14 protein-coding genes are annotated in these 12,526 nt (G+C 66.8%); 5 read left to right on the forward strand and 9 right to left on the reverse strand.

Going from position 1 to position 12,526, the window contains the following annotated elements; all coding sequences use genetic code 11:
* Nucleotides 1–53: 53 nt before the first annotated feature.
* Nucleotides 54–593, reverse strand: a complete 540-nt coding sequence (locus tag ACOCMH_RS21690) for a PIN domain-containing protein (RefSeq protein WP_427312944.1) — start codon at nucleotides 591–593, stop codon at nucleotides 54–56.
* A gap of 49 nt (nucleotides 594–642) precedes the next feature.
* Here ACOCMH_RS21690 and yaaA point away from each other — a divergent pair, with 49 nt between their 5' ends.
* The gene (yaaA, locus tag ACOCMH_RS21695; RefSeq protein ID WP_427312945.1) at nucleotides 643–1,428 is read left to right on the forward strand and encodes a peroxide stress protein YaaA; all 786 of its coding nucleotides are present in this window, start codon (nucleotides 643–645) and stop codon (nucleotides 1,426–1,428) included.
* A gap of 47 nt (nucleotides 1,429–1,475) precedes the next feature.
* Entirely contained in the window at nucleotides 1,476–2,618 is a 1,143-nt protein-coding gene (locus ACOCMH_RS21700) for a M14 family metallopeptidase (RefSeq protein WP_427312946.1), read from the forward strand.
* A 185-nt stretch (nucleotides 2,619–2,803) separates the two neighbouring features.
* Here the strand turns inward: ACOCMH_RS21700 and ACOCMH_RS21705 are convergent, their stop codons facing one another.
* From ACOCMH_RS21705 to ACOCMH_RS21715, 3 genes are all read right to left on the reverse strand, one after another.
* Nucleotides 2,804–3,598 (reverse strand): BspC domain-containing protein, encoded by a 795-nt coding sequence (locus tag ACOCMH_RS21705; RefSeq protein WP_427312947.1) that lies wholly within the window; start codon nucleotides 3,596–3,598, stop codon nucleotides 2,804–2,806.
* Nucleotides 3,599–3,839: 241 nt separating this feature from the next.
* On the reverse strand, nucleotides 3,840–4,727 hold the full coding sequence (locus tag ACOCMH_RS21710) for an N-formylglutamate amidohydrolase (protein WP_427312948.1): 888 nt from the start codon (nucleotides 4,725–4,727) through the stop codon (nucleotides 3,840–3,842).
* Between the two features lie 14 nt (nucleotides 4,728–4,741).
* Nucleotides 4,742–5,728, reverse strand: coding sequence for a Bug family tripartite tricarboxylate transporter substrate binding protein (locus tag ACOCMH_RS21715; RefSeq protein WP_427312949.1), 987 nt, complete (start codon nucleotides 5,726–5,728; stop codon nucleotides 4,742–4,744).
* A gap of 124 nt (nucleotides 5,729–5,852) precedes the next feature.
* On the opposite strand from ACOCMH_RS21715, the gene ACOCMH_RS21720 reads away from it, so the two are divergent.
* Nucleotides 5,853–6,761 carry a LysR substrate-binding domain-containing protein gene (locus tag ACOCMH_RS21720; RefSeq protein WP_427312950.1) on the forward strand — a complete coding sequence of 303 codons (909 nt, stop codon included), beginning with the start codon at nucleotides 5,853–5,855 and terminating at the stop codon, nucleotides 6,759–6,761.
* A 94-nt stretch (nucleotides 6,762–6,855) separates the two neighbouring features.
* Here ACOCMH_RS21720 and ACOCMH_RS21725 read toward each other — a convergent pair whose 3' ends face one another.
* The 3 genes from ACOCMH_RS21725 to ACOCMH_RS21735 are packed head-to-tail and all read right to left on the reverse strand — an operon-like array spanning nucleotide 6,856 to nucleotide 9,555.
* Nucleotides 6,856–8,031, reverse strand: coding sequence for a vWA domain-containing protein (locus ACOCMH_RS21725; RefSeq protein ID WP_427312951.1), 1,176 nt, complete (start codon nucleotides 8,029–8,031; stop codon nucleotides 6,856–6,858).
* Nucleotides 8,032–8,059: 28 nt separating this feature from the next.
* Nucleotides 8,060–8,653, reverse strand: a complete 594-nt coding sequence (locus ACOCMH_RS21730; protein WP_427312952.1) for a GNAT family N-acetyltransferase — start codon at nucleotides 8,651–8,653, stop codon at nucleotides 8,060–8,062.
* Nucleotides 8,654–8,667: 14 nt separating this feature from the next.
* The gene (locus ACOCMH_RS21735) at nucleotides 8,668–9,555 is read right to left on the reverse strand and encodes an AAA family ATPase (RefSeq protein ID WP_115706462.1); all 888 of its coding nucleotides are present in this window, start codon (nucleotides 9,553–9,555) and stop codon (nucleotides 8,668–8,670) included.
* Between the two features lie 540 nt (nucleotides 9,556–10,095).
* Between ACOCMH_RS21735 and ACOCMH_RS21740 the strand changes: the two genes are divergently transcribed.
* Nucleotides 10,096–10,443, forward strand: a complete 348-nt coding sequence (locus ACOCMH_RS21740; protein WP_427312953.1) for a c-type cytochrome — start codon at nucleotides 10,096–10,098, stop codon at nucleotides 10,441–10,443.
* 10 nt (nucleotides 10,444–10,453) lie between these two features.
* Nucleotides 10,454–10,852 carry a c-type cytochrome gene (locus ACOCMH_RS21745; RefSeq protein WP_116336545.1) on the forward strand — a complete coding sequence of 133 codons (399 nt, stop codon included), beginning with the start codon at nucleotides 10,454–10,456 and terminating at the stop codon, nucleotides 10,850–10,852.
* A gap of 176 nt (nucleotides 10,853–11,028) precedes the next feature.
* On the opposite strand, the gene aroG is transcribed toward ACOCMH_RS21745, so the two are convergent.
* Nucleotides 11,029–12,108 carry a 3-deoxy-7-phosphoheptulonate synthase AroG gene (aroG, locus tag ACOCMH_RS21750; RefSeq protein WP_427312954.1) on the reverse strand — a complete coding sequence of 360 codons (1,080 nt, stop codon included), beginning with the start codon at nucleotides 12,106–12,108 and terminating at the stop codon, nucleotides 11,029–11,031.
* Between the two features lie 164 nt (nucleotides 12,109–12,272).
* A complete protein-coding gene (locus ACOCMH_RS21755; protein WP_427312955.1) occupies nucleotides 12,273–12,434 on the reverse strand; it encodes a hypothetical protein in 162 nt (53 codons plus the stop codon).
* Nucleotides 12,435–12,526 lie beyond the last annotated feature (92 nt).

Genomic DNA, 12,526 nt, shown 5'->3' on the forward strand with positions numbered 1-12,526 from the left:
ACGGTAGGCGGTCAGGCGGGCGGCACCGCATGGCGGCGCCGCGAGCCGCCATTCTAAAGCGGATCGGCGGCCGCGGCCGGGGCCAGCGCGGCCAGCCAGGCGCCGAATGCCGGCGGCGTCATCACCTCCACGCCGCTGCTGCGGCGCAGGCGGGTGCGCAGCTTGAGCACGGCCTTGTCCTTCGAGACCAGGCAGGCGGCGCCGGCAAAGTGGGCCAGCTCGATGAACTTCTGGTCGTCGGTGTCCTTGCAGCGCGGCAGGCAGATCGCGTCGCTGTCGGCTTGCGGCGGCGCCGCTTGCAGGGTGGCGAGCCGGTCGACGGTGGCCAGCGCTGCGCCGATATCGACCTCAAAGCGGGCAAATTGCGGATAGGCCAGCACCCGGCGCAGTTCCTCGCGGCAGTCGGCGCGGATCACGGGAGCGATGGTGCCGGCTTCCAGCGCGGCGCGGATCGGCTCGACGTGCGGATCGCGGAACACCAGCAGGTCGACCCAGATATTGGAGTCCAGCACCACGCGCGGCGCGGATGTGATGCCGGCGCGGCGGTTGGCCGTGGCGGCGGGCGGGGTGGGTGCGGTGGGGTCGAGGCGCATTCGCTACAATCTTGGCTTGTTTGTCCTTGGCTACTGCCGCGATTTTGCCATGCTCATCGTTTTGTCTCCCGCCAAGTCGCTGGACTACGAGACTCCCGCCCGCATCAAGACCCATACGCTGCCGCGCTTCATCGACCGTTCCGCCACGCTGATCGAGCGCCTGCGCCAGCTGGCGCCGCAGGACGTAGGGGCGCTGATGGATATCTCGGACAAGCTCGCGGTGCTCAACGTGACCCGCTACGCGGACTGGTCGCCCACGTTCACCGCGGCCAACAGCAAGCAGGCGGCGCTGGCCTTCAACGGCGATGTCTACGACGGCCTGGACGCGAAGTCGCTGTCGGCCGAGGACCTGGGCTTTGCGCAGAAGCACCTGCGCATCCTGTCCGGCCTGTACGGCGTGCTGCGGCCGCTGGACTGGATGCAGCCATACCGGCTGGAAATGGGCACGCGCCTGGACAACGCCGCCGGCAAGGACCTGTACGCGTTCTGGGGCGACGACGTCACGCAACTGCTCAACACCGACATGGCCGCGCTCAAGCAGGAAGGCGCGCCTGTGCTGGTCAACCTGGCCTCGGAAGAGTATTTCAAGGTGGTGCGGCCCAAGGTACTGCAGGCGCGCATCGTCACGCCGGTGTTCGAGGACTGGAAGGGCGGCCGCTACAAGATCATTTCGTTCCATGCCAAGCGCGCGCGCGGCACCATGGCGCGCTATGCGGTGACACACCGCGTGACCGAGCCCGAAAAGCTCAAGCGCTTCGCGGAAGACGGCTATGCCTTCGACAAGGCGACCTCGGACGCGAGCCGCTGGGTGTTCCGCCGCCGCCTGGAAGACTGAACACCGCGCATCCCGGTACTGAACCCACCGCCACGAGACCGCCAGCCATGCCCGCTGCCCTGCATATCTCTTCGCATTTCGATTCCGGCGCCATCGAGGTCGAGGCGCTCGACCGCGCCGACGATATCCGCCTGCGCATCCGCGCCGACTCGAACGCCGACTTCCGCCAGTGGTTCCATTTCCGTCTGCAAGGCGCGGAGGGGCAGGCGTGCCGCATGCACTTCCTGAACGCGGGCGATTGCACCTATCCGGATGGCTGGCGCGACTACCGCGCGGTGGCGTCGTACGACCGCGCCCACTGGTTCCGCGTGCCGACGCGTTTCGACGGCCAGGTGATGACGGTGGATTTCACGCCCGAGCACGACAGCATCTGGTTCGCGTATTTCGAGCCGTATCCGGACGAGCGCCACCTGTCGCTGCTGGCCAGTTGCCAGCGCTCGCCGCTGGCGCGGCTGTCGCACCTGGGCAGCACCGTCGACGGTCGCGACATGACGCGCGTCACCATCGGGCAGCCCGGCGCGGGCAAGTCGACCATCTGGATGATCGCGCGCCAGCACCCGGGCGAGAGCATGGCCGAATGGTTTGTCGAGGGCGTGCTGCAGCGGCTGACCGGCACCGGCATGTGGGCAGGCGACCCGGTCGCGCGCAAGCTGCTCGAGCGCGCGGTGTTCCATATCGTGCCGAACATGAACCCGGACGGCTCGGCGCGCGGCAACCTGCGCACCAACGCCGCCGGCGCCAACCTGAACCGCGAGTGGATGGCGCCGAGCGCTGCCACCAGCCCCGAGGTCTATCACGTGCGCCGCGCCATCGAGGCCAGCGGCTGCGACATGTTCTTCGACATCCATGGCGACGAGGGCCTGCCGTACAACTTCGTCGCCGGCAGCGAGATGCTGCCGGGCTTCACCGAGGCGCGGCGGCGCGAGCAGCAGCGCTTTATCGAGGCCTTCAAGCGGGCCTCGCCGGACTTCCAGGACGTGCATGGCTATGCGGCCAGCAAGTACAACGCCGACGCGCTCAAGCTGGCCTCGAAATACATCGGCCATACCTTCGGCTGCCTGGCGCTGACGCTGGAGATGCCGTTCAAGGACAATGCCGACCTGCCAGATCCGGCGGTCGGCTGGAACGGCGCGCGCAGCGCGCTGCTGGGGACGGCGATGCTGCAGGCGATCCTGGATTATCTGGGCTGAGGCCGGCGGTGAGTTGGCTCCCCTCTCCCGCTTGCGGGAGAGGGGCAGGGGGTGAGGGCAGGCGCATGGCAAGCACGAGGCTGCTGCACTTCGTGGAAACGCCCGCCCTCACCCCAGCCCCTCTCCCATAAATCGGAGAGGGGAGAGCCCAAGCACGCGCCCAGGCGCCCGCCATTTCATTGCGCCTATTGCTTCTTCTTGCTCTTGCCGCTCGTCTTGCCCGAGGCGGAAGTGGACTTGGCCGAGGTGGACTTCACCGACTTGCCCGAAGCCTTGCCCGACGTCGACGCCGTGCTCTTTCCCTTCGCGCCCTTGCGGCTCTTGCTGGCCGACGCGCGCGTGGCGGTCGGCACCGCCGGCGCGGCCGCCGGCTCGCTGATGGTGGCGCCGCTGCTGTCCAGCAGTTCATACGCCAGCATCATGCCGTCGTCATAGCCGCAACGCACCTTCACCGGCTGCCAGTCGTCGCTGCCCTTGCGCTTGTGCGCGGTGGCGGCAAAGGTGACCACCGAGGTGACCGGCACGGCCTGCTTGCCCGGCGAGAAGCGGCCGCTCCACGATTCGGTGGTGGCCTGCCCCGCGGCGAGGGCGCCGGTCGGGATCTTCAAGGCATCGTAACTAGCCGAGCGCGGCACCACCCAGCTGGCGTGGGCGGCGCAGTCGGCCACGTCGCTGGTGGCGTTCTCGGTCTTCATCAGCTGCTCGCGCATGCGCGCGCGGTACTCGGACAGGCTGACGCGGCCGCGGTCGGGCAGGTTGATGGTCTTGATGGGAGGCGAGGCGGAGACTGGCGGGGTAGGGGCAGCGGCGGGGCGGGCGGGCGCCGCGGCGGGCGCAGGGGCCGGCGCGGGACTGGCGGCGCTGGTGCCGCCAGCCTCGTCCGGCAGGTTGGCGCAGCCAGCCAGCGCGATCGCACCGGCTACTGCGGCGGCCACCATGCGGAGCCGGCCGCCGAGCATTGCGGAAATTCGTCGGATCACGGTGTGAGCGGTGTGTGCTTGCCTGGGATTGCCTGACGGCGCGAAGGGCCGGCAGCCAGGATGGGTTCGCAAAGGATTGCCATGATAGAGGAAACCCATCTGCCAAAGTTCCTAAATCTTGTTACCCATTCTTCTAACGCATCGCCAACACACTACCGCCCGCGTCAAGTGATCCCGGCGCGGGTGGGAATGGTCCGACCCGCCTCACGGCGGCGACACCGCGCGCCGGCGCGCGGCCGTGTCAGGCCACGCGCGACGGCATCGCGCGCGTAAAGCGCAGCAGCTCGTCGAGCAGGCTGTTCAGGTCGTGCCGCAGCCTGGCAAAGCCGGCGCTATGCGTCAGGCCGGCCTCGTCCATGTAGAGCTTGCGGTTGACCTCCAGCTGCAGGCTGTGGCGGCCGGCCTGCGGCTGGCCGACCACGCGCACGATCTCGACGCCCTTGTACGGGTGGTTGCGCCAGACCTCGTAGCCCATCTCCTTGAGCACGCCCTCGACCCGGTCGGTAAAGCGATGGTCGCAGGTGGTGCCGTCGCGGTCGCCGACGACGAAATCCGGATGCTCCAGGCCGGGGAATTCGGTCGCGAACGGCGCCGCGTGGCTCGGCATCGAATGGCAGTTGATATGCCAGGCGCTGCCATGGCTGGCGACAGCGCGGTCGGCCAGCTTCTGCAGCTGCGCGTAATAGGGCAGGTAGCAGCGCTCGATGCGGGCCTGCACCTCGGCCACGCTCAGCTTGCGGTCGTAGATGGCTTCACCGGTGTCCAGCACGCGCCAGACCAGGCCCTTGCCCAGCCGGGTCTTGGAGGTTTCCCGCTTCGCGCCGGGCCACGGCGCGTCGAGCAGGGTTTCGTCGATTTCTTCGAGCGCGCGGTTGGCGTCCAGGTAGCTGCGCGGAAAACCCGCGCACAGCAGCGGGATGCCGCGCGCCGGGGCGCCGGCGTAGAGCTCGTCGACGAAGGTGTCCTCGGCCTGGCGCAGCAGCGGCAGCGGCAGCGCGGGATCGGGGCGGAAGTCCGTCGGGTACGTGGTCGCGCTGTGCGGCGAGTCCAGGAACAGCGCCGCGGGCTCGCCCTCGGGCTGGTACAGGCAGAACGGACGGTCCGCGATGGTTCGGTCGGTGTCGGTCATGGTGTGCGGTGCGTTCAGTCGAGCGAGATCTTGGCGGCGGCGGCGACGCGCTTGTTCTTGGCCACTTCGCTCTTGATCTGGGCGGCAAAGTGCGCCGGGGTGTCGCCTACCGGCGTGGCGCCCAGCTTTTCGAGCTTGGCCTTGACCTCCGGCAGCGCCAGCACCTTGACCGCGGCGGCATGCAGCTTGTTCTGCAGGTCGGCCGGCAGGTTGGCCGGCGCGATCAGGCCGAACCAGGCGGCGTCGTTGACTTCGCCGAGGCCGAGTTCGGCAAAGGTCGGCACATTGGGCAGCGCGGCCACGCGCTTGGGCGCGGCCACCGCGAGCGCGCGCAGCTTGCCGCCTTCGATGAACGGCAGCGACGACGGCAGGTTGTCGAACAGCACCTGCACCTGGCCGGCCAGCGCGTCGTTCAGCGCCGGACCCACGCCCTTGTACGGCACGTGCAGCAGTTCGGTCTTGCTGCTCATCTTGAACAGTTCGCCCATCATGTGCGAGACGCTGCCGTTGCCGGCCGAGCCATAGGCCAGCTTGTTCGGCTGCGACTGCGCCAGCGCGATAAAGGACTTCATGTCGGTGGCCTTGACCGCCGGGTTGATGCTCATCACGTTCGGCACCGAGGCCAGGTTGGTGATGGGGGTGAAGTCCTTGGTGGCATCGTAGGACAGGCGGGGGTAGACCGCCGGGTTGATGCCATGGGTCGAGGCCGTGGCGATGCCCAGCGTGTAGCCGTCTGGCGCGGCCTTGGACAGGAACGCGGTGCCGATGCTGCCGCCGGCCCCGCCGCGGTTGTCGACCACCACGGCCTGGCCCAGCTGCTGGCCAAGCTTGTCGGCGACGATGCGCGCGACGATGTCGGTGGTACCGCCGGCCGGGAACGGCACCACCAGCGTGATCGGCTTGGTGGGGTAGCCGGACTGCGCCGCGGCGCTGAGGGAGAAGCCGGCGGCGACGGTGGCCGTTGCGGCGGCCAGGACTCGGAGAAGATGGCGACGTTGCATGAGGGGATCCAGGGCAAGGGGGAGAATTAAGTGGATTTCACGATTCTGCGCGACCGAGCAAGCGCGCCGCAAACGAAATAAAATCCCTAGCTCATTCCATCTGGTCGTGAAGTAGAGGTGATTTATGCGACGCCTATGTCCGTCGCTGACCGAGTTGCACGCCTTCGAAGCAGCGGCGCGCCATAACAGTTTTACCGTAGCCGCTCGTGAGCTGCATGTCACGCAAGGCGCGGTCAGCAAGCAGGTGCGCAGCCTGGAGGCCTACCTCGGGGTCGAGCTGTTCCAGCGGGTACGCCAGCGGCTGGTGCTGACTACCGCCGGCGAGCGCTACCTGGAGCGCATCGCTCCCAGTCTGAACGAGCTCGAGGCCGCCACCGTGGAGTTGATGGCGGGGCAGGGGCGGGGCGGCGTGCTGCATATCGCCAGCATGCCGACGCTGGGCGCCAAGTGGCTGATCCCGCGCCTGCCCCAGTTCTTCGCGCGCCATCCGGAGGTGACGCTGGAGTTCGTGCCGCACGCCCAGGGCTACGATTTTTCCGAACCGGAGCTCGATGCCGCGATCCGCTTCGGCGACGGCGTCTGGCCCGGCAGCCTGGCCGACTACATGACCGGCCGCGAGGTCTTGCCGGTATGCCGGGCGGGCCTGCTGGCGTCGGAGCCTGATGGCGTGGCGCCGACGCCCGCGGCGTTGCTGCGCTATCCGCTGTTGCACCACACCACCGTGCCCGAGGCCTGGCCCGACTGGTTCGCCACGCTGGGCCTGCCAACGCGCGACGCCTGGAGCGGCGCGCGCTTCGACCAGTTTTCACTGCTGACGCAGGCGGCGCTGTCGGGACTGGGCATTGCGCTGATCCCGCGCTGCCTGATCGAGGAAGAGCTGGCCACCGGCGCGCTGGTGGTGGCGCATCCTGCGCAGGTGCTGGCCAAGAAGGGCTATTACCTGTGCTACCCGGAGCAGAAGCAGCACCTGCCGGCGCTGAGGACGTTCCGTGCGTGGGTGATGGAGGGGGCGGACCTGGCGCGGCCAGGGTGAGGCGGAGGTTCCAGCATGCCGCCGGTTTGCTCCCTCTCCCGCAAGCGGGCGAGGGGAGCCAGCGCTAGCCTCGCTGCGGCGCGCATTCCAAGCCTTACTTTGACAGCACCTTCATCGCCTGTTCCAGCCCGGCGAGCGTGACCGGGTACATGCGGCCCTTCATCAGCTGGTTGATCACTGTGATCGACTGCCGGTACTGCCACAGCCCTTCGGGTTCGGGATTGAGCCAGACGAAGTGCGGAAACTGCTCGGTCATACGGTTCAGCCACACCGCGCCGGCCTCGGCATTGTTGTACTCGACCGAGCCGCCCGGCTGCAGGATCTCGTACGGGCTCATGGTGGCGTCGCCGACGAAGATGATCTTGTAGTCGGGCGTGTACTTGTGCAGCAGGTCCCAGGTCGCCAGCTTCTCGGCGTGGCGGCGGCGGTTGTTCTTCCACACGTAGTCGTACAGGCAGTTGTGGAAGTAGTAGTACTCGAGGTGCTTGAACTCGGTCTTGGTGGCCGAGAACAGTTCCTCGACGCGCTTGATGTGGTCGTCCATCGAGCCGCCCACGTCCATCAGCATCAGCACCTTGACCTTGTTGTGGCGCTCGGGCCGCAGCTTGATGTCGAGCAGGCCGGCATTGGCCGCGGTGGCATGGATGGTGTCGTCCAGGTCCAGCTCGGTGTCGGCGCCTTCGCGGGCGAAGCGGCGCAGCCGGCGCAGCGCCACCTTGATGTTGCGCGTGCCCAGTTCGACCTGGTCGTCATAGTCCTTGTAGGCGCGCGCCTCCCATACCTTGATGGCGGTGCGGTTGCCCTTGGACGGGCCGCCGATGCGGATGCCCTCGGGGTTGTAGCCGCCGTGGCCGAACGGCGAGGTGCCGCCGGTGCCGATCCACTTGTTGCCGCCTTCGTGCTTTTCCTTCTGTTCCTCGAGCAGTTGCTTGAGGCGCTCCATCAGCTTGTCGAGGCCGCCCATGGCCTCGATCTTGGCCTTTTCCTCGGGCGACAGCTCGCGCTCCAGCGTCTTCTGCAGCCAGTCGAGCGGAATGTCGGACTTCCAGTCGACCAGGCTTTCCACGCCCTTGAAGTAGGCGGCGAAGGTCTGGTCGAACTTGTCGAAGTGCTTCTCGTCCTTGACCAGCGTCATCCGCGACAGGTAGTAGAACTCGTCGATCGACGGCGAGATGACCTGGGCCTTGAGCGCTTCCAGCATGGTCAGGTATTCCTTGACCGAGACCGGCAGCTTGGCGTGGCGCAGCGAGAAGAAGAAATCGATCAGCATGATGCCTCGCTTTCAGTCGGCGGGCGCGTCAGCGCGGCCGCTCGAGCTGGAATTGCAGGTGTTGCCGCACCGCCGGCCATTCGCTGGCGATGATCGAAAACACCACGGTGTCGCGCAGCGAGCCATCCGGCATGCGCATATGGTTGCGCAGCACGCCGTCCTGCCTGGCGCCCAGTCGGGCGATCGCGGCGCGGCTCTGCTGGTTCATCCAGTGCGTGCGGAATTCCACGGCGATGCAGTCGAGGTGGTCGAAGGCATGGCCCAGCAGCATTAGCTTGCACTCGGTGTTCAGCGGCGTGCGCTGGACCCGCCGCGCATACCAGGTCGAGCCGATTTCCACGCGCCGGTTGGCGGCGTCGATGTTCATGTAGGTGGTCATGCCGGCCAGCTCGCCCGCGGCATCACGCACCGCGAATGGCAGCATCGCGCCCTGCTGCTGCAGGTCCAGGCGCCGCGCGATCTCGGCCTCCATGCGCTCGGGCGCCGGCACGCTGGTGTACCAGAGCTTCCACAGTTCGCCGTCGGCGCAGGCAGTGCGCAGGCCTTCGGCGTGTTCGGGGCGCAGCGGTTCCAGCGTGGCGTGCCGGCCCACCAGCGTGACAGGTTTGACGAACGCGGTCATGGCGGTGCGGCCCGTCAGCGGTTGGCGCGGTTCATGAACACCAGGCGCTCGAACAGGTGCACGTCCTGCTCGTTCTTCAGCAGCGCGCCGTGCAGCGGCGGGATCGCGGCCTTCTTGTCCGGGCTCTTCAGCGCCTCGGGCGGGATGTCCTCGGCCATCAGCAGCTTGAGCCAGTCGATCAGCTCCGACGTCGACGGCTTTTTCTTCAGGCCCGGCAGGTTGCGCATCTCGTAGAACGATTCCAGCGCGGCGGCCACCAGCTCGCGCTTGATGCCGGGGTAGTGCACGTCGACGATCTGCTGCATCGTCTCGGCATCGGGAAACTTGATGTAGTGGAAGAAGCAGCGGCGCAGGAAGGCGTCGGGCAGTTCCTTCTCGTTGTTCGAGGTGATGATCACCAGCGGGCGATGCTTCGCCTTGACCAGCTCGCGGGTCTCGTAGACATAGAACTCCATGCGGTCGAGCTCGCGCAGCAGGTCGTTGGGGAATTCGATGTCGGCCTTGTCGATCTCGTCGATCAGCAGCACCACCTGTTCATCGGCCTCGAAGGCCTGCCACAGCACCCCCTTGACGATGTAGTTGCGGATGTCGTGGACGCGGTCGTCGCCCAGCTGCGAGTCGCGCAGGCGCGACACCGCGTCGTACTCGTACAGGCCCTGCTGCGCCTTGGTGGTCGACTTGATATGCCATTGCAGCAGCGGCATGCCCAGCGCCGCGGCGACTTCCTCGGCCAGCATGGTCTTGCCGGTGCCGGGCTCGCCCTTGATCAGCAGCGGGCGCTGCAGCGTGCGCGCGGCGTTGACGGCCAGCTTGAGGTCGTCGGTGGCAACGTACTGGTCGCTGCCTTCGAAGCGGACCGGCTGGGAGGAGGCTTGGGCGGAAGCGTTGGCGGTGTTTGACATGAGGCAACCTGAGGTGGCGGCCGCTCGCAGGCGAGGGCCGGGTTGGCGTGCTTGGCGCGGTCTCTTCGCGCTTTGACGCGCGCTTTCGTTATGGAAACAGGGGCCGGTGCAGGGCGCGCTCGCGCGGCTGGCGGCGGCGTCCGCGAACGGTCGTGCAGATTCCCGGGATCGGCCAGTATAAAAGACCTTTGCGGTTCGTGTTGGGGCGGGCAGACGGCGTTCCGCCGTCACCGGCCGCTGGCTGGACTGGCAGGTGCCGGCTGCGGTACAATGCGCCGGTTTGACGCGCCCCCACGTCCAGTTCTCCAGTATCCGGCAGTCCGCGTTCAGAAGTCCCAGCGGCCCTTCCGGGTCGCGGCGATTGCGCGAGGTGGTTCCAGAATGGTGTTCCACACCCCGGCAACCGACCGGATGCGACATGTCTGGCGGGTTGCTCCTCGGCAATCCATCCGGCTGCCCTGGTTGCCCTGCAGAAGCATTCTGAAACCGTCTCCGCCCGGCAGGGCAGGTCACACGGTTAACTTCCAATCCGCAAAGACAATGAAAAAGCTCCTCACGATGGTGGTGCTGGGCGCGGCTGCAACGGCCGCGCAGGCACAGGAAGTCAAGGGCAATGGAGACGCTGCCAAGGACAAGGTTGCAATGTGCATTGGATGCCACGGCATTCCGGGCTACCGTGCGTCCTTCCCCGAGATCTATGAAGTGCCGATGCTGGGCGGCCAGAGCGCCAAGTACATCGAGAATGCGCTGAAGGCCTACCAGAAGGGCGAGCGCAAGCACCCCACCATGCGCAGCATCGCCGCGACGCTGACCGAGCAGGACATCGCCAACGTGGCGGCCTACTACTCGCAGCAGAAGACCGGTACGCAGAACAATGCCCTCAAGTAAGAGAACCCACATGAAGACGCTCAAGACGCTTTCGTTCGCGCTCGGCGCACTCGTGCTGGGTGCTGCCGCCATGCCGGCCTCGGCCGCCGACCTTGCCAACGGCAAGACGCTGGTGGAAAAGGGTAACTGCGTGGCCTGCCACGGCGCCGGCATGAACAAGCCGATCTCGCCCGACTACCCCAAGCTGGCCGGCCAGCATGCCGACTACCTGTATCACGCGCTGATGTCCTACCAGGTGTCGGGCAATGCGCTGGTGGGCCGCTCCAACGCGATCATGGCCGGCCAGGTCAACGCCAACCCGGCGGTCACCGACAAGGCCGGCAAGCCGCGTCCGTTCACGCGCAAGGAGTTGAAGGACATGGCCGCCTACATCGAGTCGCTGCCGGGCGACCTGGTGCTGAAGAAGTAACGGCCGGCGGCGCTGGCCGCCTGCATCAAGAAGCCGCTTCGCTGAAGCGGCTTTTTTTTGTCCGCGGCGCCCAGGGCACGAGACGCATCGCGGGCGTCGACGGTCGGCAGCTGGCAATGCCGCTTAGCGCCAGGCGCATGCCCGGGCGGGCCAGCATCGCCGCCGCCGTCCTGCCATCAGTTGCCGCTGCCCGACACCAGCCGGCGCTGGCGCACCGACTCGGCCAGCCCTTCGAGCACCTTGACCGAGTCGTCCCAGCCGATGCATGCATCGGTCACCGACTGGCCGTAGGTCAGTTCCTCGATCGGCTGGCCCTGCGCGTGGTCCTGGCGGCCCGCCACCAGGTGCGATTCGACCATCACGCCGATGATGCGCTGGTCGCCGCCGGCAATCTGGCGGCCGATGTCGGCGCACACCGGGATCTGGTTTTCATGCTTCTTGCTGCTGTTCGCGTGCGAGGCGTCGATCATCAGGCGCGAGGCCAGGCCGGCCTTGGCGATGGCATCGCACGCTTCCTGCACGCTGGCGGCGTCGTAGTTGGGCGCCTTGCCGCCGCGCAGGATCACGTGGCAGTCCTCGTTGCCCGAGGTCGATACGATCGCCGAATGGCCGCCCTTGGTCACCGACAGGAAGTGGTGCGGCTGCGATGCGGCCTTGATCGCGTCGACCGCGATCTTGACGTTGCCGTCGGTGCCGTTCTTGAAGCCCACCGGGCACGACAGTCCCGAGGCCAGCTCACGGTGCACCTGCGACTCGGTGGTGCGCGCCCCGATCGCACCCCAGCTGACCAGGTCGGCGAGGTACTGTGGGCTGATCATGTCGAGGTACTCGGTGCCGGTGGGCACGCCCATCTCGGTGATGTTCAGCAGCAGTTCGCGCGCGGTGCGCAGGCCGTCGTTGATCTTGAAGCTGCCGTCCATGTGCGGGTCGTTGATCAGCCCCTTCCAGCCCACCGTGGTGCGCGGCTTCTCGAAGTACACCCGCATCACCACCTCAAGCTCGCCGGCGAAGCGGTCGCGCTGTACCTTGAGCAGCTTGGCGTATTCCAGCGCGGCACGGGTATCGTGAATCGAGCACGGGCCGATGATGACGATCAGGCGGTCATCCATGCCGTGCAGGATGCGGTGCATGGCCTGGCGCGCGCCGTAAATCACGTCCGAAGCCTGTTCGGAGCAGCCGAACTCGCGGATCAGGTGCGCGGGCGGCAGCAGCTCCTTGAGTTCGCGGATGCGCAGGTCGTCGGTGTTCTTCAGCATGGTGGCTCCAGGATTCTTGTGAGGTCGTGACAGTGTGGGAAAACAAACGGGTATAAAAAAACCGCCAGGGTCGCTGGCGGTTTTTTTGTATTCGGGGCGCTGCTTACAGCCATCCCTCCCTATCCGCCAGCGGTGTGAGATCGCTAAAAAAGTAAAAGTAAAACTTAGCGGACATGGCGGAAAAAGGCGTTGGCTTGGGTCAGCTTGAATCGATTTTCTTCGCGGGCGCCGGATTTATGCTGCACTGCGTGGCAGAAGGGCAGGAAATTGCGCGCCGCTTGGATGATTTTCGCTTCGTATCGGCCTCGGGCCGTACGGCGAAGCATCTTTATAGCGCCTTTTCCCGGGGTTGGCAAGTGTCGCGGCAGCCATGCCGTGCGCTGGCACACCAAGTCCGCTTGCTTTCCGGGGCGGCCTC

Source organism: Cupriavidus sp. H39, from assembly GCF_050271075.1.
Classification (GTDB): Bacteria; Pseudomonadota; Gammaproteobacteria; order Burkholderiales; family Burkholderiaceae; genus Cupriavidus; species Cupriavidus necator_B.

Coding starts and splice junctions, on each gene's coding strand:
- ACOCMH_RS21730 (WP_427312952.1), bottom strand. CDS start 8,653: ATGACCGCGTTCGTCAAACCTGTCACGCTGGTGGGCCGGCACGCCACG.
- ACOCMH_RS21715 (WP_427312949.1), bottom strand. CDS start 5,728: ATGCAACGTCGCCATCTTCTCCGAGTCCTGGCCGCCGCAACGGCCACC.
- ACOCMH_RS21740 (WP_427312953.1), top strand. CDS start 10,096: ATGAAAAAGCTCCTCACGATGGTGGTGCTGGGCGCGGCTGCAACGGCC.
- ACOCMH_RS21690 (WP_427312944.1), bottom strand. CDS start 593: ATGCGCCTCGACCCCACCGCACCCACCCCGCCCGCCGCCACGGCCAAC.
- ACOCMH_RS21755 (WP_427312955.1), bottom strand. CDS start 12,434: ATGCTTCGCCGTACGGCCCGAGGCCGATACGAAGCGAAAATCATCCAA.
- ACOCMH_RS21745 (WP_116336545.1), top strand. CDS start 10,454: ATGAAGACGCTCAAGACGCTTTCGTTCGCGCTCGGCGCACTCGTGCTG.
- yaaA (WP_427312945.1), top strand. CDS start 643: ATGCTCATCGTTTTGTCTCCCGCCAAGTCGCTGGACTACGAGACTCCC.
- ACOCMH_RS21710 (WP_427312948.1), bottom strand. CDS start 4,727: ATGACCGACACCGACCGAACCATCGCGGACCGTCCGTTCTGCCTGTAC.
- ACOCMH_RS21735 (WP_115706462.1), bottom strand. CDS start 9,555: ATGTCAAACACCGCCAACGCTTCCGCCCAAGCCTCCTCCCAGCCGGTC.
- aroG (WP_427312954.1), bottom strand. CDS start 12,108: ATGCTGAAGAACACCGACGACCTGCGCATCCGCGAACTCAAGGAGCTG.
- ACOCMH_RS21700 (WP_427312946.1), top strand. CDS start 1,476: ATGCCCGCTGCCCTGCATATCTCTTCGCATTTCGATTCCGGCGCCATC.
- ACOCMH_RS21720 (WP_427312950.1), top strand. CDS start 5,853: ATGCGACGCCTATGTCCGTCGCTGACCGAGTTGCACGCCTTCGAAGCA.
- ACOCMH_RS21725 (WP_427312951.1), bottom strand. CDS start 8,031: ATGCTGATCGATTTCTTCTTCTCGCTGCGCCACGCCAAGCTGCCGGTC.